We start from the raw sequence: 22,769 nt of genomic DNA, 5'->3' as shown, positions 1-22,769 counted from the left end.
CTTGGGATTGGCAGGTGTTCTGCAAGAACACCATAGACCAGGAGGTGATGCCGCGTTGCATGGGCAATGCAGGCGAAATCACGTACCTGGATTGGATGATGTCGGCTTGGGGCTGGACGCTTTCAGTGTCCGGCCTGGCCTTGATCGTGGCGCTGTTCTTCGGCTTGCTGGTCGGCATTCTGCGCACCACGCCCAGCCGCGCGCTGGTCTTGATCGGCGATGCTTGGACCGAGCTGTTTCGCAATATTCCGGTGCTGGTGCAAGTTTTCCTCTGGTACTTCGTGATTCCAGAGTTGCTGCCTGTGCTCAAGACGGTCCCCAGCTTCTTGCTGGTGGTGCTGGGCCTGGGCTTCTTCACTTCGGCGCGCATTTCCGAGCAGGTCAAGGCCGGCATCCAGAGTCTGCCCGGTGGTCAGCGCAATGCCGGCCTGGCCATGGGCCTGACCTTGCCGCAGACCTACCGCTATGTGCTGCTGCCGGTGGCCCTGCGCATCATCATCCCGCCGCTGACCAGCGAGGCCATGGGCATCGTCAAGAATTCGGCGGTGGCTTTTGCGGTGTCGGTGCCTGAGCTCATCATGTTTGCTCGCCAGGCCCAGGAAGAAACCTCGCGCGGCATCGAGATCTATCTGGCCGTGACCGGCCTGTACTTTGTGTCCTCGATCGCCATCTTCGCCTTGGCACGTTTCATTGAATTGCGTGCCCGTGTGCCCGGCATGGTGGGGAGCGCCCAATGAATCTCGATTTCGCTTTTCTCGACTGGCCCGTCATCGGCAGCTATGTGCTGCAGGGCTTTTACTTCTCGGTGCAGCTGACTTTGGTGGCCATGGTGGGCGGTATCGCCTTGGGCACGGTGCTGGCCCTGATGCGTCTGTCCAGCAAGCCTTGGCTGGCCCTGCCGGCTGCCGCCTACATCAACACCATGCGCAGCATTCCGCTCGTGATGGTGATTCTGTGGTTCTTCCTGCTGATCCCCTTCGTCATCGGCCGGCCGCTGGGTGCCGAGATCTCGGCGGTGCTGACCTTCACCTTGTTTGAGGCAGCCTACTACGCCGAGATCATGCGCGCGGGCATCCAGAGTGTGCCCAAGGGCCAGACCCATGCTGGTTACGCCATGGGCATGAGCTACAGCCAGACCATGCAGCTGGTGGTCTTGCCCCAGGCCTTCCGGAACATGTTGCCGGTGCTGCTGACCCAGACCATCATCCTGTTCCAGGACACTTCCCTGGTTTACGCCATCGGCGCCTATGACCTGCTCAAAGGCTTCGAGACTGCAGGGCGCAATTTCAATCGCCCGGTCGAGACCTATCTGGTGGCCACGGTGGTTTATTTCGCCATTTGCTTCGGCATGTCCATGCTGGTGCGCCGCCTGCAAAAGAAGATCGCCATCATCCGCTGATGCGCCGTATAGGAATTTCAAATGATTGACATCAAGAACGTCTCCAAGTGGTACGGCAGCTTCCAGGTGCTGACCGACTGTTCCACCAGCATCCAAAAAGGTGAGGTGGTGGTGGTCTGCGGCCCCTCGGGCTCGGGCAAGTCCACCCTGATCAAGACCGTCAATGCACTGGAGCCTTTCCAGAAGGGTGACATCGTCGTTGACGGTATCTCGCTGGCTGACCCCAAGACCAATCTGCCCAAGCTGCGTTCGCGTGTGGGCATGGTGTTTCAGCATTTCGAGCTGTTCCCGCACCTGAGCGTGACCGAGAACCTGACTCTGGCGCAAATCAAGGTGCTCGGCCGCACGCCCGACGAGGCCAAGACCCGCGGCCTCAAGATGCTGGATCGCGTCGGCCTGTCGGCGCACAAGGACAAGTTCCCGGGGCAGCTCTCCGGCGGCCAGCAGCAGCGCGTGGCCATTGCGCGGGCGCTCAGCATGGACCCCATCGTCATGCTCTTCGACGAGCCCACCTCGGCGCTGGACCCGGAAATGGTCGGCGAGGTGCTCGACGTGATGGTCAAGCTGGCCCAGGAAGGCATGACCATGATGTGCGTGACCCACGAGATGGGCTTCGCCAAAAAGGTCAGCAGCCGCGTCATCTTCATGGACGCCGGCAAGATCGTCGAAGACTGCAAGCGCGAAGACTTCTTCGGCAAACCCGAGGAGCGCTCACCGCGCGCCAAGGACTTCCTCGCCAAGATCCTGCAGCATTGACGGGTGCCGATGGCCCGGGTTTCCAGCCCAGGTCACCGGCTGTGCCTCGGCCTTGCCGCGGCTTCAGGGCTCGATCGCCGCTCCCACCACCGCCGCGCCGCCGCCAATCGTGCCGATGCGCGTGGCCCGGCCGGTCTCCAGGTCGATGCGGTACCAGACCGAGCCGGCGCCACGGCTGATCGCCGAGTACGCCGTGTTCGATACATCCGACACATCAAGCGTGGCTCGCTCGAAGGCGCCCAGGCCCAGCGAGCCGATGGTGAACAAGCGGCCGCTGTTGGGCGAGATCATGGGCTGCACGCCTTCCTTGCTGCCCTGGTGCACCAGCAGGCCTTGCCGGCCCTCGAGCGCGTAGTTGGTGGTGACCTTCTCGTCGCGCTTGTTGTAGCTGTAGCCCGCGGCGACGATGGCTGCTGGCTTCCCGGCATTCACATCACCGGCATCAAAAGCCAGCCGTCCGTCAAACTGCAATCCTGCTTGCTCGGCATTGCCGTCCACCACCGCGCCGGTGTCGGGATGCAGGCGTAGATTGAAGCCCGCGTCATTGACCACACGGATGCGGTCCACGGTCGGGTTGAAGTCAAAACCCCATTCTTGCGCGCCTTCCGAGGGCAGTGCGGAGGGAGTGCCGACGGCGCTGACGCTGCCGTCCTGGGTGTTGATGCGATAGAGCTGGCCGCTCGCGCCCAAGCCGTAGAGCTGGCCTTTGGCGACGCGGTAGTCGATGCCCTGCAGGCGTTCCTGCGGCGCCAGGCCGCGCAGCGGTTTGCTGCTCAGCAGCACTTGTGGTTGGCCGGCATTGAACTGGATCAGCTGCTGCGCGCTGGTGACGGCGTAGATCATTTCCTTGGCGGCCGGTCCCGGAGTCTCTTCGGGCATGCTGCTGCAGGCCGCCAAGCCGACCGAAGCCAGCAGGGCCAGGGCGGCGTTGAAACGCAAAGGGGTCGAGGTCATGAAATGCACTCCTGAAGCGGAAAGATAGAAGCTCCGAGCTGCTGCACCCGGGTGGCTCGATGCTGCCACGCTTCGCTCCAGTTTGCTGGCGTGAGTCGCAAGGGCTTTGTGGACTTGTTCGCGTGGCTTCACGCCTTCAGGCGCCGGCCTCGCAGACGCAGTTGCGCCCGCCTGATTTCGCAGCGTACATGGCTTTGTCGGCTCGGCTCAGCAAGGCTTCGAGGTCATCGCCGGGCTGGCGTTGTGCGACACCGATGCTGACGCTGACCGGCAGCGAGGTGCCACAGCGCGACCAGTCGTAGTCGGCCACGCGTTGACGCACGCGCTCGCAGATCTGCCGAGCTTCGCCCAGGGGCCGCTCCGGCAGCAGCAGAACAAATTCCTCGCCACCCAGGCGCGCCAGCACATCGCTGGCGCGGATGTCCTGCTGCAGCAGCCGGGCCAGCTGCTTGAGCACGGCATCGCCAACGGCATGGCCGCACTGGTCGTTGACATGCTTGAAATGGTCGGCATCGATCAAGGCCAAGGTGAGCTGGCTGTGAACGAGGCCTGCGTCCCAGAGGGCTCGCGCCTGCGCCTCCAGGCCGCGCCGGTTCAGCAGCTCGGTCAGCCCATCGCACATGGCGTCTTGTTGCAGCTGGGCGGCGCGCGCCATCAGCTCGGTCTGGCTGCGGATCAGCGCGGCTTCGCGCTGGATGGCTGCGCGTGCGCTCAGGCGCGCCTGTTCGGCCTCGGCCCAGACCTCAGCGCTACGAGCCACCATGCGCAGGCGGCGCTTGTAGTGCTCCATCATCAGCTGATGGCGTTGTTCGTAGCGTTGCAGGGCCGCTTGCAGATGGCCGTAGCTGCGCTCCAGGTGGCTGAGCTCGAACAGGATCTGATGGGTCAAATCGGGTTCGCGGCATTCTTGCGCGGTCACCAGCGCGCGCTCCAGGGCCTCACGAGCTTCCTGCTCGCGGCCCCCTTCGGCCGCAGCCATGCCGCGTGTCAGGCCCAGCTCCGCGCGCAGGGCCGCGTTCTCGGCGGCCACCGGGGCGGCCAGCTGCAGCAAAGCCGGCACACCGGTCAGCTGACCCTGCAGGACCAGGGCGCGCGCGTGTTTGACATGGGTCTCGCCCAGGATGCTTTTGTGGCCATGCAGGATGCAGGCTTCGGCGGCCCGCTCGTACCAGCGGCTGCAGTCCTGGGCATGGCGGCTGGCGGCTGCGTCGTCGTGGAGCTCGCGGCAGCGCAAGGCCTGGGCCAGATGGATTTCGGCCAGATTGGCCAGGCCGGCGCAGGCCGAGAGACCGTAGCCATGGGTTTGTGCTTGCTCGATGCCGATGCTCAGGCTCTGCTCGGCGAGCTGCCAGTCCCCCATCTGGCTGATCAGCACGGCGCGGTTCAGGTGGGCCCGAACCAGCTCACGTGCCGCGCCCTGCTGTTCGGCCAGGGCCAGGGCCTTGCTGGCCCATTCCAGGCCGCGCTCCGGGTCGCCCAGCATGCCGAGCGAGAAGCCGAGGATGCTGTAGGCCCGGCCCAGCTCCTGGCGGGCTTCAGTGGCTTCGAGCACCGGCACATGAGGCAGCAAACGCTGCATGGCCTCCTCGTGGCGCGAGTCATAGGCAGCGATCAGGCCCAGGGCGATGGCGGCGCGGCTGGTGGCCAACTCGTCGTCTTGGGCCGCTTCCAGGCAGCTTTGAGCCAAGTCGCGGGCGGCTGCCAGCTGGCCTTGGTCGAGCAGACCATAGGCACGTTGCAGCTCGGGGTCCATGGGGGGCGTTGCGTTCATGGCCGGCCGGGTTTGCATTGCGCCGCGGCCAGGTTGGCTGCTTCTAGGCCGAAGCCGGCACAGCCGCCCAGGGCGCGGCAGGATTTGGGACAATCAAGCTCATGGCGCATACATCTTCCCCCTCCACATCTTCGTCCTCGTCTGCGGCCGTCTCGGCGGCTCCTCAGACCTTGAGTATCACCCGGCCCGATGACTGGCATCTGCATGTCCGGGACGATGCGGCCTTGCAAAGCGTGCTGCCCTACACAGCCCGCCAATTCGCCCGCGCCATCATCATGCCCAATCTGCGCCCGCCGGTGACTACGGCCGCGCAAGCCGTCGCCTACCGCGAGCGCATCCTCGCTGCCGTGCCCGCAGGCCTGAGCTTCCAGCCCCTGATGACCATGTACCTGACCGATGTGACACCGGTCGAGGAGATCCAGCGCGCCAAGGATGCCGGTGTCGTCGCCCTCAAACTCTACCCCGCAGGCGCCACCACCAACAGCGATGCCGGCGTGACCGACATTCGCAAAACCTACAAGACCCTAGAGGCCATGCAGCGCGCCGGCTTGCTGCTGCTGGTGCACGGTGAGGTGACCGACCCGGACATCGATGTCTTCGACCGCGAGGCCGTTTTCATCGACCGCGTGATGCAGCCGCTGCGCCGCGACATGCCTGAGCTCAAGGTGGTGTTCGAGCACATCACCACCAAGGAAGCGGCTGATTACGTCAGCAGCGCCGACGACTTCACCGCCGCGACGCTGACGCCTCAGCACTTGCTTTACAACCGCAATGCCATCTTCACCGGCGGCCTGCGTCCGCATTACTACTGCCTGCCCGTGCTCAAGCGCGAGCTGCACCGCCGTGCCTTGATCGAGGCCGCCACCTCGGGCAGCAAGAAGTTCTTCCTGGGCACCGACAGCGCGCCGCACGCCTCGCAAATGAAGGAAAACTCGGTCTGCGGCGCCGGTTGCTTCACCGCCATGTCGGCGCTTGAGCTTTATGCCGAGGCCTTTGAGGCCATGGGTGCGCTGGATAAGCTGGAAGCGTTCGCCAGCTTCAACGGCCCCGACTTCTACAACTTGCCGCGCAACACCGGCCAGGTCACCCTGGTCAAACAGGACTGGGCCCTGCCCAGCGCTGTGCCCTTCGGCGCAGCCGAGATCAAGCCGCTGCGCGGCGGCGAAACCCTGGGCTGGAAGCTGCTCTGAACGCGAGGCTCTCGGCGGACATCGACTGGGGCGCCGCCTGGCTGGCGCCCTACCGGCAGCGGGGTCAGGTCTTGAGTGCCGCCTTGGCTGCAGGCGCCAGCGTCGCCGAGGCGCTGAACGACCAGCTGCGTGCCCAGCCCATCCCGCTGGCGGCCGGTGCCTTGCGCTTTGTTGCCCAGGACGAGCTGCCCGAGGGCGAGGCCTACGAGGCTTTCATCCACCGCACGGCCCGGGTGCCCACGCGCGACAACGCGCATGACTTGCTCAACGGCCTGATCTGGCTGCATTGGCCGGCCATCAAGACCCGCCTCAACGCCATGCATGAGCAAGCCTTGGCCGAGAGCGGTGGCGTACAGACCCGGCGCGGGCCGCTGCGCGATGCCCTGACCTTGTTCGACGAAAACGCTGCCTTTCTGCAAGCACCCCGCGCGCTGGAAGATGCCTTGCGTCAGCGTGACTGGCTCCGCTTGTTCGGTCCTATGCGGCCTTTGTGGCAGCAGGCGCGGCTGCATCTGTTCGGCCATGCCTTGCTGGAAAAGCTGATGCACCCGCGCAAGCCCATCTGCGCCCATGTGCTGCTCTTGCCCGAGATGGCCGATCCCGCGCGGCCCGGTGCCTGGATGGCGGCCGAGACCTTGGCCAGCAAGCCTTTCCTGCCGCTGCCGGTTCTGGGCGTGCCAGGTTGGTGGCCCGGCAATGAAACCGCCGACTTCTATGCCGATGCGGCCGTGTTCCGGCCCATGCCGGGCGCGCAAACCGGCTAGCATCGCCGCTTCCCTGGAACTTGAGGAGTTTCCTCTTGCAATTGACGACCTTGAATCCGACGCGGCGCGCGCCGTCCTGGCGTGGGCTGCTGACGCTGGCTCTGTTGCTCTGCGGCGCCGTCAGCCAAGCGGCCCCTGAGCCCACCCCAGCGTCAGTGCCGGCGCCTGCAGCGGCCGCATCGGCGCCACCGGCGGCTGTCTCGGCGACGGCCAGGCGTGTCTACGAGGGCACGCGCGGCCAGTTGCTGCAGATCCGCACCCTGCTCAAGAACCAGGACAGCCAGGCTTCGGTCGGCTCGGGCTTTCTGGTCAGCGAAGATGGCCATGTGCTGACCAATTACCACGTGATCAGCCAGTTTGCCCTGGAGCCTGAGCGTTATCGCCTGCGCTTTGCCAGCACCGAGGGCCAGGAAGGTCAGCTGGAGCTGCTGGATTTCGATGTGCGCCGCGACCTGGCCTTGCTGCGTGCGCCCACCGGTGCCTTGAAGGGGCGGGGCGCCCTGAGCTTCCGCCCCGTGGAGCGGCCACTGGCCAAGGGCGACCGCATCTACTCGATGGGCAACCCGCACGACGTGGCCTTCGCCGTGGTCGAGGGCACCTTCAACGGCCTGGTTGAGCGCAGTTTTGACCCGCTGATCTATTACTCGGGCAGCATCAACTCGGGCATGAGCGGCGGTCCGGTGGTCGACGAAGACGGGCAGGTGGTTGGGGTCAATGTGTCGGCCATGTTCTTCGCCCAGCAGATGAGCTTTCTCGTGCCCGGTGATTTTGCCCGTCAGCTGTTCGAGCGCAGCCGCACGGCCAAGCCCATGAACACCCCGGCCTGGCCGCGCTTGCGCGAGCAATTGCTGCGCTATCAGGACGAGCTCAGCGCGCGCTTCATCCAGCAGCCCTGGTCCTCGGCCGGGCACAGCCGTTACCAGCTGCCGGTGCCGCAGGAGCAGTTCATGCGCTGCTGGGGTCGCGGCACGCCGGCCGACAGCAAGGGCCTGGAGTTCCAGCGTTCGCAGTGCCGCATGGAGCATGCCGTGTTTGTCAGCGACGCCATGCAAACCGGCTATCTCGACATGTCGCACGAAGCCTATGACGGCGGCAAGCTCGGGGCCATCCGCTTTGCCAAGCAGTACTCGGCCAGCTTCCGCAATGAACGCCTGGGTCGCAATGACAAGGACCGCACCGCGCCATTCTGCAAGGAGGAGTTTGTTGACCGTGACGGTCTGCCCCTGCGCGCCGTGGTCTGCCTGCGGGCCTACCGCAAGCTGGCCGGTCTGCATGATTTGAGCGTGTTGGTGACCACAGTGGACGCCAGCACCGAAGGCGCACTTGGCCGTTTCGACGCCCGCGGCGTCAGCTTTGACAACGCGCTGAAGCTGAGCGCGCATTACTTGGAGGGCTTTGCATGGAACGGCAAGAAGACCAGCGCATCGCGGTGATCGAGGTGCTGGGCCGCGACGGCGAGGTCCGCGCGCTCCAGCGTATCCAGCAATGGCCGGCCTTGATCGGCCGCTCCGTGCTCTGCGATGTGGTGCTGGAAGACAGCCATGTGGCGGCCGAACATGCGTTGCTGCTGTGGGACGAGCAGGGCCCGCGCCTGCGCTTGTTGCCCAGCCTCAACGGCGGCTGGCTTGACGACCGCCGCATGGGCGGCGGCGAAGTGGCCACCATGCCGGCGGCCGCCTCTTTCCAGCTCGGCGCCACCCACCTGCGCTGGCGCAGCAGTGCTGAAGTCTTGGCCCCTGAGTTGCCCATGCAAGCGCATCAGCAGCGCGCCGCCAAGGCCGCTGCGTTCTGGGTTCCCGGCCTCCTGTGCCTTTGGCTGGCACTGATCTGGTTTGACCAATGGTCCTTGCTCAACCCGGGCTCGCCTTGGGTGGACTACAGCGGTGCCGTGCTGCTGCCGCTGGCCGTTCTGCTCGGCTGGGCCGCCTTGTGGTCCTTGGTGACTCAGCTCTTCCAGCACCGTTTCCCTTTTGCCAGCCATTTGCGCCGGGCCCTGGTCGGATTGACCGGCTTGCATCTGCTCGGCCTGGGTCTGCCCTTGCTGGCTTATGCGCTGAATGCGCCGCGCCTGATGGTGGTGGACGCCCTGGTCTTCCCGCTCGGTGTGGCGGCCCTGCTCTGGTGGCATGCCATCCTGGTTTGGCCCCGCGCGCGGCGCTGGTTGGGCCTGGCCATGGCGGCCGGTCTGCTCACCCTGCTGGTGCTGACAGTGGCGCGCCGCCTGGAGCAGCAGCACTGGTTCGGACCCAATTACCTGAGCGCCTTGCCGCCGCCGTCCTTTCGTTTGACCGAGCCCAAGCCACCCGAAGCCTTGATCGACGCCTTGCGCCCGCTCGAAGCCGAGTTGGCACGGCAGGCCAGCAAGGACAACGAGACACCGAGCGGCGACGGCGAGTCGGACTAAGCCTCTGCGCCGGCAGCGCGGATGCAAAAAAAGGCCCCGGCCAGCGCAAGCTTCCGGGGCCTTGTTTTCGGCGCTACGGCGGGCTGAGTTTGAGAATTTTCGTAGCGAGCGGCTGTCAGGCTAGGCGGACGGAGCGGAGGAACCGGAACGTACTTCCTGTACGTGAGGATTCCGAGCACCGGACCAACGACGCATGGCAGTCGCGCAGTAGAAAATTCACGAACTCTCAGGCCGGCAGGAAGCCTTCGATCGACAGATATCGCTCGCCCGTGTCGTAGTTGAATCCCAGCACGCGGGCGCCAGCGCCCAGCTCGGGCAGCTTTTGCGCGATGGCGGCCAAGGTGGCGCCGCTGGAGATGCCGACCAGCAGGCCTTCTTGCGCGGCGCTGCGGCGTGCGTATTCGCGCGCGGCCTCGGCCTCGACCTGGATCACGCCGTCCAGCAATTCGGTCTTCAGATTGACCGGGATGAAGCCGGCGCCGATGCCCTGAATCGGGTGCGGGCTCGGCGCGCCGCCGCTGATGACCGGCGAAGCCGAGGGCTCGACCGCGAAGACCTTGAGCTGGGGCCAGTGTTCTTTCAGCACCTGAGCACAGCCGCTGATGTGGCCGCCGGTGCCCACGCCGGTGATCAGGGCGTCCAGGCCCTCGGGGAAGTCGCGCAGGATTTCCTGCGCGGTGCTGCGCACATGGACGTCGATATTGGCCGGGTTCTCGAACTGCTGCGGCATCCAGGCGTTCTCATGCTCGGCCAGCAGTTCCTGGGCTCGGGCGATGGCGCCCTTCATACCTTTTTCACGTGGGGTCAGGTCAAAGCTCGCGCCGTAGGCCAGCATCAGGCGGCGGCGTTCCACCGACATGCTGTCCGGCATCACCAGGATCAGCTTGTAGCCCTTGACTGCGGCCACCATGGCCAGGCCCACGCCGGTGTTGCCCGAGGTCGGTTCGATGATGGTGCCGCCCGGCTGCAGCAGGCCGCGTGCCTCGGCGTCTTCCACCATGGCCAGGGCGATGCGGTCCTTGATGGAGCCGCCCGGGTTGCTGCGCTCGGACTTGATCCAGACCTGGGCATCGGCCCCGAACAGGCGCTGGATGCGGATGTGCGGCGTGTTGCCAATGGTGGCGAGAATGTTGTTGGCTTTCATGGCAATGGGGCTCCTTGAGGAAGCGCAAATGCTAGCCTGTGGCGCGGCCCTTGCCTTCACTGTTTTCGTGATGAGCTTATGCCGAGTGCGCCATCAGGGATAATGCCGCTGTGAAGCAAGTCAGACCGCCGCTGGTGCGAGCATGGAAACATGGCACTGGAGGAAGGTCCGGACTGCATAGAGCGGCGTAGCAGCTAACGGCTGTCCGGCGTGAGCCGAGGATTAGAGCAACAGAGACGAGTCGATCAAACGTGCCGGGCGCAAGCCGGGCGGGACCGGAAGCGCAGCCTCCGGGGTCGGGTGAAACGGGCAATCTCTACGCGCAGCAACACCAAGTAGGCCCGTATTGATGCGGCTCGCAGAGCGGGCGGGTAGGTGGCACCGAGCCGGGCAGCGATGTCCGGCCAAGAGGAATGGCGGTCACAGGACCAGGCCCGCAAGGGTCAGGTCTTGCACAGAATCCGGCCTATCGACTTGCTTCACTCTTTATTTTTTTCGCACGGCGAAGTCGTGCCTACTGGCTTCTATCGGCACGTAGCAGCCGTTGGGTGGGGCGGAGATTGGGCCGACTGGGCACTCTGCTCCGTTCATGTCCCCCGGCCCCAGCCTGTGGCTGGCGCCTCCTCCTTGACTTCACTTCGCAGAGCACCCAGCCGGCCCAATCCAGGAAGGCCTTGCGCCTTTGACGAAGACGCCGACCCGTTGAACTGACAAGGGGTGTCGGGTGAGTGCTGAAGCGAAGTCAAGGAGGAGGTCCGCGCGCAGCGCGGGCCGGGGGACATGAGCGGAAGCACTCGCCCGGCGCCCCTTGGCACCAGCCCTAGAGTCAAGGTCTGCTATGGGCCGGGTTCAGTCGCTCGCCAAAGTCATGCCTCAGGCAGACGGCTGGAGCAGCGCCTCAATGGTTTCCTGCACGGCCAGGGCCTCTGCAAAGCCGGGCAGACCGTGCGGCCTGCCTTCGATCAGGGCCACCCATTGATCCAGCTGGCTCTGTTGGCCGTGTTGCCGCCGCTCGATGGGGTCGTTACCACTCGCTTCGTTTGCAGCGCCTGTGTCCTCGATGCGGCTGAACCATTCGCGCAGGTCGATGCGGCCGCTGCTGGCCTGCCAGACCATGTGATTGAGGTCGGCCTCGCTGCTGCCCACTTGGCCTTGGATGCTCAGGGGCACACCGCCGATCAGCAGTTCGGCGTTCAGGCTGAGTTCGGAACCCTGGCCTTCAAGCGGGTAGACAACGCGCTGTGTCAGCACCTGGGCCGGGCCTAGCACGCGCTGCGCGGCAAAGATGAAATGCGAGAGCACCTCGCGGCTGAATCCGCCCTCGGCGCGTTCGCCCAGCCAGAGCCCGGCCGCCGCCTGCCAGGGGCGCGGCCATTGGGCAAAGCCCAGTTCCAGATCGATGCGCTCCAGACCACCGCGGTCGGCACCGGCCGGCGCGCCAAAACGGCTTTGCAGCAGGGCCAGACCGGGCGAAGAGGCCAGGGCAAAGTTGACAGCCGCGCGCTGGCCTTCGCCTTCGATGCGCTGGATGCTGCGCCGAGCGCCTGCAAAGTCCACCGTCAGCGGCTTCTCGCAAAACACGGCCAGGCCGGCGTCAAAGCCGAGTTCGCTCAGCTGGAGGTGGGCCGCCGGCGGCGTGGCGATGTAGAGGCTGTGCAGGCCGGGGCTGAAGATCAGGCTTTCCGCGCTGGCGGCTGCACGCAGACCGGGGAAACGGGCCAGGGTTGCGGCAAGTGCGGCAGGGTTGGCGTCCCAGACCCAATCGGCACGCAAGCGCGCGTGACCCTGCAAGCGCTCCAGCATGCGCTGGCCCATCACACCCAGGCCGATCACGCCAATCTTCAATGCGCTGCTGTCGTTCGCCATGTCTTGTTCGCTGTGCAAAGCCCTCGGGGCATGCAGTGTAGGGGGCACCGCTACACTCGACTGGCTCCGCTGCAGCAGGCACCACCGCCGGGCGCGTGAACCGAGCTACCCATGAATCCTGAAGCCAGCCGTTTGTGGCGCGCACCCCGTTGGGCCTTGGCCGTTCTGTTGGCCTGCCTGGGCATGGTGGGCCCGTTTTCCATCGACACCTACCTGCCTGCGTTTGCCGGCATTGCCAGCGCCCTGCAGGCCACGCCGGTGGAGATGCAGCAGACTTTGTCCAGCTATCTGCTGGGCTTTGCGGTGATGAATCTGTTCCACGGCGCCCTGTCCGACAGCCTCGGCCGGCGACCCGTGGTGCTGGTCGGCATGGCCATCTTCACCCTGGCCTCGGTCGGTTGCGCCCTGGCCGGCAGCATTGGCCAGCTGGTGTTCTGGCGCACGGTGCAGGGCATGTCGGCGGGCGCCGGCATTGTGGTCTCGCGCGCCATCATCCGCGATATGTTCCCGCCGTCCGAGGCGCAGCGGGTGATGTCCCAGGTCACCATCTTCTTCGGTGTGGCGCCTGCGATCGCGCCCATGGTGGGCGGCTTTCTGTTCGTCCATGCCGACTGGCATTCGATCTTCTGGTTCCTGGTCTTTGTTGGCGCCGCCTTGTTCGTCGCCAACTGGCGTTTGCTGCCGGAAACTCTTCATCGCAAGGATCGCCAACCTTTCCATGCCGGGGAGCTGATGCGCGGCTACCGGCAGATGGTCGGCAACCGCCGCTTCATCTTGCTGGCGCTGGCCAGCGGCATTCCCTTCAACGGCATGTTCCTCTATGTGCTGGCGGCGCCGGTGTTTGTGGGCGAGCATTTGCAACTGGCGCCGACGCAGTTTTTCTGGTTCTTCTGTTTTTCCATTGGCGGCATCATGGGCGGTGCCGCCTTGAGCGGTCGGTTGGCTGGGCGCATCGCGCCGAAGCGGCAGATCCGCATGGGCTTCACTATCATGGTGCTGGTTTCCCTGCTCAATGTGACGCTCAATCTGCTGCTGGCGCCGAGTCCCTTCTGGGCCTTGCCGGTGATCTCTTGCTTTTCCTTTGGCTGGGCGCTGATGGTGCCCGTCGTGACCCTGCTGGTGCTCGACGTGGTGCCCGAGCGGCGCGGCATGGCGTCCTCGCTGCAGGCCTGCATCGGCAGCGCCGCCAACGGCCTGGTGGCCGGTGTGGTCGTGCCCCTGGTGATGCATTCCACCGTGGCCCTGGCCTTCACGTCCATGGGCTTGATGAGCATCGGGCTGCTGTCCTGGCTCTGGATCAAGGGTGAGGTTCATTGAGTGTCAGTCAGCCTCAGTGCTCAAGCCTGTGCTGATTTGACCGAAGACATGGCGATCAGGCCCGCAGAGTGGCCGGGAGCAGCGCATGTCTTCAACGATGAACAAGAGAAACGGTGCCGGCCTGATGCTGGCGCTGCTGGCCGCGGGTGTGCTCAGCGGGCCAGCCTCGGCCAATGAAAGCAAGGCCAAGCCCGAACCGAAAGCGGAGGCCAAGGGCGGGGGCGAGGCGTCGCTCGACGTGCTGCGCCAACGCTTGGCCGAACGCCTGAGCGACAAGTCCGATGCACCCAAGCCCATGAAGGTCAGCGGCAAGGGTGCTGCGGAGGAGGGCGGCAAGGCCGGGCGCACCAAGGGAAAGGCGGAGGCCAAACATGAGTCCAAGAGCCATGTCCACTGGGGTTATGCCGGCGAAGGCGGCCCCGAGAAATGGGCGGAGCTGAATCCGGAGTTCCGCCAGTGCGCCATCGGCACGCGGCAAAGCCCGATCGACATCCGCGAGGGCATCCGCGTCGACCTGGAAAAGATCCAATTCGAGTACCGGCCGAGCGGCTTTGCCGTGCTGGACAACGGCCACACCATCCAGGTCAATGTGTCGCCGGGCAACAGCCTGCAGGTGATGGGGCGGCGCTTCGAGCTGCTGCAATTCCATTTCCACCGGCCCAGCGAAGAGCGCATCAACGGCCGCCAGTTCGATATGGTGGCCCATCTGGTGCACAAAGACGCCGAAGGGCGCTTGGCCGTGGTGGCGGTGCTTCTGGAGCGTGGCCAGGATCAGGCCCTGGTGCAGACCATCTGGAACAACCTGCCGCTGGAAAAAGGCGAGGCCTTGCCCGCGCCGGGCCTGCTGGACCTGAATCAGCTCCTGCCGGAGAACCGGGCCTACTACACCTATATGGGCTCGCTGACCACGCCGCCCTGCTCGGAAGGCGTGCTTTGGATGGTGATGCGCACGCCGGTGCAGGTCTCGCCCAACCAGATCGCGATCTTCTCGCGTCTCTACCCGATGAATGCCAGGCCCATCCAGGCCGGCTCAGGTCGTTTGATCAAGGAAAGCAACTGAGGGTGTGTGGCCGGCGGCCCGTGGTGGCCGCCGTATCCGGCGTCGGATTCTGCGTCGGCGGGCGGTTTAAGCGACCGGCTGGCGCTGTTGCTCAGCGCGCCGCTCCAGCCAACTGAACAAGGTGGCGAACAGCTGCTCGGCGACCACGGGCTTGGCCACATGGTCGTTCATGCCGGCATCGAGGCAGCGCTGGCGTTCTTCGGCGAAGGCATTGGCCGTCATCGCGAGGATGGGCACATTGCGGCCCAGGGGCAGGGCGCGGATGGCTCGGGTCGCGTCGAGGCCGTCCATCAAGGGCATTTGCACATCCATGAGGATCAGGGCGTAGTCGTAGGCGCCGGCCATGCGCAAGGCCTCCTCGCCGTCGCCGGCCACGTCCACGACCAGACCGGCGCTGCCCAGCAAGGCCACGGCCACCTCCTGGTTGACCGGGTTGTCCTCGGCCAGCAGGATGCGGGTGCCGCTGAATTGCTTGAGCTGTTCGCGTGCGGCCGTGCCGCGCGGCGCGGCAGCCAAGGTGGGCAGGGTGGCCTGGCTCTTGTCCAGGCGCAGCGAGAACCAGAAGCGACTGCCCTCGCCGGGCTTGCTTTGCACACCGACCTCGCCGTGCATCAGCTCAGCCAGGCGGCGGCAGATGGCCAGGCCCAGACCGGTGCCGCCGTAGCGCCGGGTGGTGGAGCTGTCGGCCTGCTCAAAGTCCTGGAACAAGCGGGCCTGGGCTTCGGCGGCGATGCCGATGCCGCTGTCCTGGACATCGAAACGCAGACGCAGGGCGTCGCCCAGGTCCTCTTGCACGCTGGCGCTCAGGCGCACAAAGCCCGCGTCGGTGAACTTGACCGCATTGCCGGCGAAATTCAGCAGCACTTCGGTGATGCGTTGAGCGTCGCCCAACAGCACCTGGGTGGCCAGCTGGTCTTCCAGGTCCAGCTGCACGCGCAGCTGCTTCTCGTGGGCGCGCTGTGCCAGCATGCTCGAGATGTTGTCCAAGACCTGGATGACGGTGAACTCGGCGTGCTCCAGCTGCAACTTGCCGGCTTCGATCTTGGAGAAATCGAGCACATTGTTGATGACGCTGAGCAGATGCTCGGCGGCATCGGCCACCTTCTGCAGGCGTTCCTGCTGTTCGGGCTCGGTGGTGTCGCTTTGCACCAGATAGGTCAGGCCGATGATGGCGTTCATCGGCGTGCGGATCTCGTGGCTCATATTGGCCAGGAAGGCGCTCTTGGCCAGGCTGGCTGCCTGCGCCGCATGCGTGGCCTCGGCCAGCTCGGCGGTGCGCGCCTCCACCAGTTCTTCAAGATGGTGGCGGTAGCGCAGCAGCTCCAGGGCGTCGCGGCGTTGGCGTGAGATGTCGGTCAGGAAGCCGTGCCAGAGCACGCTGCCGCCGTCTTCCAGCTGGGCAATGGCATTGCCAAAGATCCAGCGCTCGCTGCCGTCGCTGAAATGGGTGCGGAACTCCTGTTGCCAGGGGGCCAGATGTCGGGCCGAGGCGAGCAGGGACTCGCGCACGCTGGCGCGATCGGCCGCTTCGATCTGGGCAAACAAGGGTTCGGCGTCCTGGCTCAGGGCGGCGGCGTTGAGGCGGAAATAGTCTTTCACCGCTTCGCTGACATAGGCAAAGCTGAAGCGGCCGTCGGTGCCCAGGCGCAGCTGGTAGACCACGCCGGGCACGGTCTCGGCCATGCCGCGCAGGCGCTCGATCAGGGCGCGCTGGGCCTCGAACTGCTGCTGCAGCGCATCGCGCATGTGCTCCAGGTGGCCGCCGAGCAGGCCGATCTCATCGGGCCGGCCGGGCTTGAGCTCGGCGCTGAAACGGCCTTCGGCCAAGTCATTGGCGAAGTCGCCGAGCTCGCGCAAGGGCCGCATCAGGCGTGAATTGACCAGCACCAGGATCAGGGCCAATGAAGCCAGCAACTGCCCACCCACGGTGGCGCCGTAGAGCCAGCGCTGTCGCGTCAGGGCGGCGGTGCTGAGGTGGTCGTCGATCTCGATCTGGATATGGCCGATGCGGGTCAGGCCGCGGAAGATCTCGCGCTCGCCCTTGATGCTCTGGCCCTTCTTGCGCTCGGGGAAGCTCATCTCGATGAAGGGCTGGCCTTGCGAGGCGTCGCTGACGTTGACGCGCACCACATCGGGTGAGGTCATGATGGCCGAGACCACCTCGCGCGCGGCCACCGTATCGAGGTTCCAGAGCAGTTCGGGCAGGCTGCTGACCAGCACGTCGAGCTTGGCGTCCAGCTCGCGCTGCAGAGCTGCTTCGGCCACCTGGGGTTCGCGCAGGCCGATCAAGAAACCGCCCACGGCAATGGCCGGCAGCACCAAGCCGATGCTGGCGCCAAGCGCAATCGCGAAAAACAGCGAGCTGGATGCTTTTCTGCTCAATATGACCTCGTCGTGCTCTCAGGCTGGGGCGGCAACTTTTTTGGGGCTGCCTAAAACACTTTCACACGCTTGTCCTTGTTTCTCGGCAAGACCGCTTGAAGCTGAAGCGCATTTTGGCGGCGTACGGCCCGCGCGGACAGCGAAAGCTGTCCCTGGCGAAGAATTTGTCGCTTTCAAGTTCATCTTCCACTTGCAGACAGCTTTGCAAGTCCTTCATTTTGAACGAGTTTTACTTGTAGGTTGCGTTGAGAAGTTGTATCTAAGTGCTTGATTTCATTGGAATTTTTTGCGATTTGCCTTGACTGCCCGAGGTTCGGTTAGTAAAGTGGTGAAAAGTGCATTTTGGTGGGTCGCCGTGGCGAATTTTGTGTTTCAGGGGGCTTCAGCCTTGGCAATGGATGCCAAGGGGCGTTTGGCCGTCCCGACACGCCACCGCGAAGTGCTGCAGGCGCTGTGCGCCGGGCAGCTGACGGTCACCAAGCATCCGGAAGGCTGCTTGATGGTTTTCCCCCGCCCGGCCTGGGAAGCTTTCCGCGACCGCATTGCCGCCCTGCCCATGTCGGCGGCCGGCTGGAAACGGGTGTTCCTGGGCAATGCCATGGATGTGGAGATCGACGGCGCTGCCCGCGTGCTGATCTCGCCCGAGCTGCGTGTTGCAGCCGGTTTGCAAAAAGACGTGATGCTGCTCGGCATGGGCAGCCACTTCGAACTCTGGGATGCCGCCACCTACGCCGCGCATGAGGCCAAGGTGATGGAATCCGAACTGCCGGACGCCCTCAAGGACTTCAGCTTCTGATGGACGCCCCACAAGACACCCCAACTGCCCAGTTCTCCCACACCACCGTGCTGCTGCACGAAACGGTGGAGGGTGTGCTCAACGATCCGAATGGCTGTTATGTCGACGGCACCTTCGGCCGCGGCGGCCATTCGCGCCTGCTGCTCGGCAAGCTGGGCGAGCAGGGTCGCCTGATCGGCATCGACCGCGATCTGGAGGCGATTGCTGCTGCCAGCAGCGGCGCCACCGCCATCACCGATGCGCGCTTTCGCATCCTGCATTCGCCGTTTGCCGACATGCGCTCGCAGCTGGCCGGTCTGGGCATTGAGCAGGTGCAGGGCGTGCTGCTGGATCTGGGTGTTTCGAGCCCGCAGATTGACAACCCCGAGCGCGGCTTCAGCTTCCGTTTCAACGGACCGCTGGACATGCGCATGGACACCACCCGTGGCGAGAGTGCTGCGGATTTCCTGGCCCGCGCCGATGAGCGCCAGATCGCGGAAGTGATACGCAATTATGGGGAAGAACGGTTTGCTGTTCAGATTGCAAAGGCGCTTGTTGCTCGTCGGGAGAGCGGGAGTCCTGTGCGAAGCACCGATGAACTTTCCGAAGTCGTGGCTCGTGCAGTCAAAACCCGCGAAGCGGGCCAGAACCCTGCAACGCGGACATTTCAAGCTCTTCGGATTCACGTCAACGGCGAGCTTGAGGAGCTCGAACAGGGGCTGAATGCGGCCCTGCGCCTGCTGGCGCCGGGCGGCCGTCTGGCCGTGATCAGCTTCCATTCGCTGGAAGACCGCATCGTCAAAACCTTCATCGGCGCGCACAGCAAGGACATCGTCGACCGCCGTGCCTTGTTTGCCGAACCCAAGGCGCAGCCCTTGCGCGCCATTGCCCGCATCAAGCCCAGCGAGGCCGAGGTGGCCGCCAATCCGCGCGCCCGCTCCGCCGTGCTGCGCGTGGCCGAGCGCACCGAGGTGCCCTTGCCGGTCGAACACCTGAAGCGGCGCCACCAACGTACGGGCGGCTGATTCCGTGGGGCGGCTGAACTTCATCCTGCTGATCGCTGTGCTGGCCAGCGGCCTGATGCTGGTGCGCAGCGCCTACGAGGCGCGCCGCCTGTTCACCGCCGTCGATCGTGCCCAGGCCGAAAGCCGTCGCCTGGAGGCTGACAGCCAGCGCCTGCAGGCCGAACGCCATGACCAGGCCACCAACATCCGCGTCGAGAAGGTGGCGCGCGAGCGCCTGCAAATGCACGGCATCACGCCGGCCTACAGCCAGCAAGCCGAAGACCACGGCGTGGCCGGCAAGGCGCGCACCGTGGCCGCCTCCGGAGTGCGGCCATGAGTTGGCTGCGCGGCGGCAAAAAGGGCGGCGCCGGCGCCACCCAGCGCCCACTGCCCAAGGCCTCGGCCGTGCGCACCCAGAGCGCGCGCAGCGTCAGCTACTCCACCAGCCCCTTGCTGGCGTCCAAGACGCCGCCCTGGCGCTCGCGCTTCCTGGTTGGCCTGGTCGGCCTGGCATTTGCCGGCCTGCTGGGCCGCGCGCTGTATGTGCAGGTGATCGGCACCGAGTTCTACCAAAAGCAGGGTGAGGCTCGCTTTGTGCACACGGTCGAGCTACCGGCCAGCCGTGGCCGCATCAATGACCGCAGCGGCCAGGTGCTGGCCGCCAGCGTGGCCGTGCCTTCGGTCTGGGCCATCCCCAAGGAGGTCGACGAAGACCCGGCCAAGCGGCGCGCCCTGGCCAAGATTCTTGGCATCAGCCCCGCCGAACTTGAGCGCAAGCTCGACCCGGCCACCCGCTTCGTCTGGTTGCGTCGCCAGGCCGAAGACCAAGTGGCGGCCGACATCAAGGCCCTGGGTCTGAAGGGCGTGTTCCAGGATCGCGAGTACAAGCGCAAGTACCCCGAGGGCGAAGCCGCAGCCCATGTGGTGGGCTTCACCAATATCGAAGAGCGCGGCCAGGAAGGCATCGAGCTGGCCTTTCAAAAGGCGCTGCAGGGCAAGGATGGCTCGCGTTCGGTCGTGCGCGACCGCCTGGGCCGGGTGGTGGACGAAGACGTGGGTGAGCGCGTGCCGGCGGCGAACGGCCGTGACATCGACCTGTCCATCGATTCCAAGGTGCAGTTCTTCGCCTACCAGCGCATCCGTGATGCCGTGGCCGAGCACAAGGCCAAGGCCGGCTCGGTGGTAGTGCTCGATGTGCAGACCGGCGAGGTGCTGGCTCTGGCCAACTTCCCCAGCTACAACCCGGGCGAGCGCAAAAACCTCAGCGGCGCCCAGCTGCGCAACCGCGCGCTGACCGACATCTTCGAGCCTGGCTCGACCATGAAGCCCTTCATCGCCGCGCTGGCGCTGGAAACCGGTCGGGTGACACCCGAGACGCCGATCCAGACCGCGCCAGGCAGCATCTTCATCACTGGCTCCAAGATCACCGATGCGCATCCGCACGGGATGTTGACGGTGGCCGAGGTGATCCAGAAGTCCAGCAATGTGGGCACGGTCAAGATGGCCATGAACATGCCGGCACGCGAGATGCACGAGATGTTCACGGCCATCGGCCTGGGCCAGCGTCCGCAGATCGACTTCCCTGGCGCCATCACCGGCAAGCTGCGGCCCTACAAGAGCTGGCGGCCGATCGAGCAGGCGACCATGAGCTATGGCTATGGCCTCTCGGCCTCGCTGCTGCAGCTGGCGCGCGCCTACACCGTGTTTGCGCGTGATGGCGAAGTCATCCCCATCACCATGCTGCACCAGCCCGGCGCTGAGTCGGTGCATGGCCTCAAGGTCTTCTCGCCCAAAACCGCACACGACGTGCGCCAGATGCTGATGGCGGCCGCCGCACCAGGCGGCACTGCGCCCTTGGCCATGGCCAGCGGCTACAGCGTGGGCGGCAAGTCGGGCACGGCGCACAAGCAAGAAGGCAAGGGCTACGCCGGCAACAAGTACCGCAGCTGGTTTGTCGGACTGGCGCCGATCAGCAAGCCGCGCATCATCGTCGCGGTGATGGTGGACGAGCCCAGCAACGGCGTCTACTACGGCGGCGCCGTGGCTGGCCCGGTGTTCAGCCAGGTGGTGTCGCAAAGCCTGCGCCTGCTCGGTGTCCCCACCGACCTCGAGGTCAAGCCGCAGATCGTCGCCAGCCAGGGCGCCGGCAAGCCGTTGGCCAGCCAGGCCGTGGAAGAGAGCTTCTGATCATGTGGAAGCCCCGCTTCTTGCGCCGCCCCCTTCGTGACGCCCAAACTCAGCGTGGCCTCAGCCATGCCCGCAGCCCTGTGTTGAGCACGCGCACGCCGATCTGGCGTTCGCAGTTCCTGCTCGCCCTGGTCGGCGGCGGCCTGGCCGCTTTGCTGGGCCGCGCCCTCTATGTGCAGGTGATCGGCACCCAGTTTTTTCAGAAGCAGGGCGAAGCGCGCCTGGTGCGCACCCTGGAACTGCCGGCCAGCCGCGGCCGCATCCAGGACCGCAGCGGCCAGGTGCTGGCCAGCAGCGTGGCCGTGCCGTCCTTTTGGGCCATTCCGGCTGAAGTGGACGCCAGCCCGGCCCAGCGCCGCGCCCTGGCCCAGGCCCTGAAGCTGAGCGAGGCCGAACTGAGCGCCAAGCTCGAGCCCAGCGCGCGCTTCGTCTGGCTGCGCCGCCAGGTGGATGGCGAGACGGCTGCCCGCGTGCAGGCGCTCAAGCTCAAGGGCGTGTTCCAGGACCGCGAGTTCCAGCGCCAGTATCCCGAGGGCGAGGCAGCGGCTCATGTGGTGGGTTTCACCAATCTGGAAGACCGCGGACAGGAGGGCATCGAGCTGGCCTTCCAGAAGGATTTGCAAGGCCGCGATGGCCAGCGCTCGGTCATGCGCGACCGCTTCGGCCGGGTGGTTGAAGCGGCGGGCGAAACTGTGCCGGCCCACAACGGCCGCGATGTGGCCCTGTCCATCGATGCCAAGACCCAATACTTCGCCTATCAGGCCATCCGCAGCGCCGTGGCCGAGAACCAGGCCAAGGCCGGCTCGGTGGTGGTGCTCGATGCGCGCAGCGGCGAGATCCTGGCCCTGGCCAACTTCCCCAGCTACAACCCGGCCCAGCGCAAGCATCTGAGCGGTGAGCAGCTGCGCAATCGCGCGCTGACCGATGTCTTCGAGCCGGGTTCGGTGATGAAGCCCTTCATTGCCGCCCAGGCCATGGACAGCGGCCGCGTGCGCGCCGACACCGTGATCGCCACCGATGGCGGCCGCATGACCATCACCGGCGCCACCATCCACGATTCCCACCCCAGCGATTCGCTGACCGTGGCCGAGATCATCCAGCGCTCCAGCAATGTCGGCACGGTCAAGATGGCCCTGCAGATGCCGGCCAAGGAAATGCACGGCCTGTACACCAGCCTGGGGCTGGGCCGTCGGCCGCAGATTGACTTCCCCGGTGCCGTCGGCGGCACTCTGCGCCCGGCCCATAAATGGCGGCCGATCGAGCAGGCGACCATGAGCTATGGCTATGGCCTGTCGGCTTCACTGCTGCAGCTGGCTCGCGCTTACACCGTGTTCGCGCGTGACGGCGAGATCATTCCCCTGCGCATGACCAAGCTCTCAGACGGCGAGGCCGTGCAAGGCCAGCGCATCTTCAGCGCCGGCACCACGCGCCAGGTGCGCGAGATGCTGCAGACCGTGACCGAGCAGGGCGGCACCTCGCTCAAGGCGCGCAGCGAGGGCTACAGCGTCGGTGGCAAATCGGGCACGGCCTACAAGCAAGAAGGCCGTGGCTACAACAAGAACAAGTTCCGCGCCTGGTTCGTCGGCCTGGCGCCGATCGATCAGCCGCGTTTGATTGTTGCGGTGATGGTGGATGAGCCCACCGGCCGCTTCCACGATGGCGGCAAGGTGGCCGGCCCCGTGTTCAGCCAGGTCGTGGGCAAGAGCCTGCAGCTGCTGGGCGTGCCGCCGGATCTGGCCGTCAGCTCCCAAATTCTGGCCACGCGCCCCGCGCCGGCCCTGGACGAGATTCTCTGA

The 22,769-nt window shown here is 65.6% G+C and carries 20 protein-coding genes and 2 other RNA genes; 16 read left to right on the top strand and 6 right to left on the bottom strand.

Annotated features, from left to right (window positions below):
- The first annotated feature begins 47 nt into the window (after nucleotides 1–47).
- The 3 genes from ACQY39_RS22765 to ACQY39_RS22755 are packed head-to-tail and all read left to right on the top strand — an operon-like array spanning nucleotide 48 to nucleotide 2,155.
- Nucleotides 48–737 carry an amino acid ABC transporter permease gene (locus ACQY39_RS22765; RefSeq protein ID WP_428510920.1) on the top strand — a complete coding sequence of 230 codons (690 nt, stop codon included), beginning with the start codon at nucleotides 48–50 and terminating at the stop codon, nucleotides 735–737.
- Nucleotides 734–1,399, top strand: a complete 666-nt coding sequence (locus ACQY39_RS22760) for an amino acid ABC transporter permease (protein WP_428510160.1) — start codon at nucleotides 734–736, stop codon at nucleotides 1,397–1,399. The genes ACQY39_RS22765 and ACQY39_RS22760 overlap by 4 nt, the downstream gene beginning before the upstream one ends.
- Before the next feature lie 21 nt (nucleotides 1,400–1,420).
- On the top strand, nucleotides 1,421–2,155 hold the full coding sequence (locus ACQY39_RS22755; protein WP_263518867.1) for an amino acid ABC transporter ATP-binding protein: 735 nt from the start codon (nucleotides 1,421–1,423) through the stop codon (nucleotides 2,153–2,155).
- 63 nt (nucleotides 2,156–2,218) lie between these two features.
- Here the strand turns inward: ACQY39_RS22755 and ACQY39_RS22750 are convergent, their stop codons facing one another.
- Nucleotides 2,219–3,109, bottom strand: a complete 891-nt coding sequence (locus ACQY39_RS22750; protein ID WP_428510158.1) for a DUF4394 domain-containing protein — start codon at nucleotides 3,107–3,109, stop codon at nucleotides 2,219–2,221.
- Nucleotides 3,110–3,245: 136 nt separating this feature from the next.
- Nucleotides 3,246–4,880 (bottom strand): GGDEF domain-containing protein, encoded by a 1,635-nt coding sequence (locus ACQY39_RS22745; protein ID WP_428510156.1) that lies wholly within the window; start codon nucleotides 4,878–4,880, stop codon nucleotides 3,246–3,248.
- Between the two features lie 101 nt (nucleotides 4,881–4,981).
- Here ACQY39_RS22745 and pyrC point away from each other — a divergent pair, with 101 nt between their 5' ends.
- From pyrC to ACQY39_RS22725, 4 genes are all read left to right on the top strand, one after another.
- Nucleotides 4,982–6,070, top strand: coding sequence for a dihydroorotase (gene pyrC, locus ACQY39_RS22740; RefSeq protein ID WP_428510154.1), 1,089 nt, complete (start codon nucleotides 4,982–4,984; stop codon nucleotides 6,068–6,070).
- 71 nt (nucleotides 6,071–6,141) lie between these two features.
- On the top strand, nucleotides 6,142–6,834 hold the full coding sequence (locus ACQY39_RS22735; protein ID WP_428510152.1) for a DUF3025 domain-containing protein: 693 nt from the start codon (nucleotides 6,142–6,144) through the stop codon (nucleotides 6,832–6,834).
- 35 nt (nucleotides 6,835–6,869) lie between these two features.
- A complete protein-coding gene (locus ACQY39_RS22730; RefSeq protein WP_428510150.1) occupies nucleotides 6,870–8,267 on the top strand; it encodes a S1 family peptidase in 1,398 nt (465 codons plus the stop codon).
- Nucleotides 8,234–9,238 carry an FHA domain-containing protein gene (locus ACQY39_RS22725; protein ID WP_428510148.1) on the top strand — a complete coding sequence of 335 codons (1,005 nt, stop codon included), beginning with the start codon at nucleotides 8,234–8,236 and terminating at the stop codon, nucleotides 9,236–9,238. Before ACQY39_RS22730 ends, ACQY39_RS22725 begins: the two co-directional genes overlap by 34 nt.
- An 81-nt stretch (nucleotides 9,239–9,319) precedes the next feature.
- Here ACQY39_RS22725 and ACQY39_RS22720 read toward each other — a convergent pair.
- Nucleotides 9,320–9,402: non-coding RNA, sX9 sRNA (locus ACQY39_RS22720), on the bottom strand.
- 62 nt (nucleotides 9,403–9,464) lie between these two features.
- Nucleotides 9,465–10,382 (bottom strand): cysteine synthase A, encoded by a 918-nt coding sequence (gene cysK / locus ACQY39_RS22715; protein WP_263518854.1) that lies wholly within the window; start codon nucleotides 10,380–10,382, stop codon nucleotides 9,465–9,467.
- Nucleotides 10,383–10,494: 112 nt separating this feature from the next.
- Between cysK and rnpB the strand changes: the two genes are divergently transcribed.
- An RNA gene (gene rnpB / locus ACQY39_RS22710) (RNase P RNA component class A) lies at nucleotides 10,495–10,867 on the top strand.
- Nucleotides 10,868–11,255: 388 nt separating this feature from the next.
- On the opposite strand, the gene ACQY39_RS22705 is transcribed toward rnpB, so the two are convergent.
- On the bottom strand, nucleotides 11,256–12,248 hold the full coding sequence (locus tag ACQY39_RS22705) for a Gfo/Idh/MocA family protein (RefSeq protein WP_428510146.1): 993 nt from the start codon (nucleotides 12,246–12,248) through the stop codon (nucleotides 11,256–11,258).
- Between the two features lie 111 nt (nucleotides 12,249–12,359).
- Between ACQY39_RS22705 and ACQY39_RS22700 the strand changes: the two genes are divergently transcribed.
- Together ACQY39_RS22700 and ACQY39_RS22695 are read left to right on the top strand one after the other, a co-directional pair.
- Nucleotides 12,360–13,565, top strand: coding sequence for a multidrug effflux MFS transporter (locus ACQY39_RS22700; protein ID WP_263518851.1), 1,206 nt, complete (start codon nucleotides 12,360–12,362; stop codon nucleotides 13,563–13,565).
- Nucleotides 13,566–13,662: 97 nt separating this feature from the next.
- On the top strand, nucleotides 13,663–14,625 hold the full coding sequence (locus ACQY39_RS22695) for a carbonic anhydrase (protein ID WP_428510143.1): 963 nt from the start codon (nucleotides 13,663–13,665) through the stop codon (nucleotides 14,623–14,625).
- A 66-nt stretch (nucleotides 14,626–14,691) separates the two neighbouring features.
- Here the strand turns inward: ACQY39_RS22695 and ACQY39_RS22690 are convergent, their stop codons facing one another.
- Complete coding sequence (locus ACQY39_RS22690) at nucleotides 14,692–16,944, bottom strand: ATP-binding protein (protein WP_428510141.1); 2,253 nt, start codon at nucleotides 16,942–16,944, stop codon at nucleotides 14,692–14,694.
- On the opposite strand from ACQY39_RS22690, the gene ACQY39_RS22685 reads away from it, so the two are divergent.
- From ACQY39_RS22685 to ACQY39_RS22660, 6 genes are all read left to right on the top strand, one after another.
- Nucleotides 16,931–17,278 (top strand): hypothetical protein, encoded by a 348-nt coding sequence (locus ACQY39_RS22685; protein ID WP_428510139.1) that lies wholly within the window; start codon nucleotides 16,931–16,933, stop codon nucleotides 17,276–17,278. The two genes, ACQY39_RS22690 and ACQY39_RS22685, sit on opposite strands and share 14 nt — an antisense overlap.
- Before the next feature lie 96 nt (nucleotides 17,279–17,374).
- Nucleotides 17,375–17,803 carry a division/cell wall cluster transcriptional repressor MraZ gene (mraZ, locus tag ACQY39_RS22680; protein WP_428510918.1) on the top strand — a complete coding sequence of 143 codons (429 nt, stop codon included), beginning with the start codon at nucleotides 17,375–17,377 and terminating at the stop codon, nucleotides 17,801–17,803.
- The gene (rsmH, locus tag ACQY39_RS22675; protein ID WP_428510137.1) at nucleotides 17,803–18,807 is read left to right on the top strand and encodes a 16S rRNA (cytosine(1402)-N(4))-methyltransferase RsmH; all 1,005 of its coding nucleotides are present in this window, start codon (nucleotides 17,803–17,805) and stop codon (nucleotides 18,805–18,807) included. Before mraZ ends, rsmH begins: the two co-directional genes overlap by 1 nt.
- 4 nt (nucleotides 18,808–18,811) lie before the next feature.
- On the top strand, nucleotides 18,812–19,123 hold the full coding sequence (ftsL, locus tag ACQY39_RS22670; RefSeq protein WP_428510135.1) for a cell division protein FtsL: 312 nt from the start codon (nucleotides 18,812–18,814) through the stop codon (nucleotides 19,121–19,123).
- Nucleotides 19,120–20,973, top strand: a complete 1,854-nt coding sequence (locus tag ACQY39_RS22665; RefSeq protein WP_428510133.1) for a peptidoglycan D,D-transpeptidase FtsI family protein — start codon at nucleotides 19,120–19,122, stop codon at nucleotides 20,971–20,973. The genes ftsL and ACQY39_RS22665 overlap by 4 nt, the downstream gene beginning before the upstream one ends.
- A gap of 2 nt (nucleotides 20,974–20,975) precedes the next feature.
- The gene (locus tag ACQY39_RS22660) at nucleotides 20,976–22,769 is read left to right on the top strand and encodes a peptidoglycan D,D-transpeptidase FtsI family protein (protein ID WP_428510131.1); all 1,794 of its coding nucleotides are present in this window, start codon (nucleotides 20,976–20,978) and stop codon (nucleotides 22,767–22,769) included.

Origin of the sequence: Roseateles sp. (assembly GCF_965262435.1) — a bacterium.
GTDB lineage: Bacteria > Pseudomonadota > Gammaproteobacteria > Burkholderiales > Burkholderiaceae_C > Paucibacter_A.
Note: the sequence above shows the minus strand (reverse complement) of the source record. Positions and strands in the feature narration are given on the sequence as shown.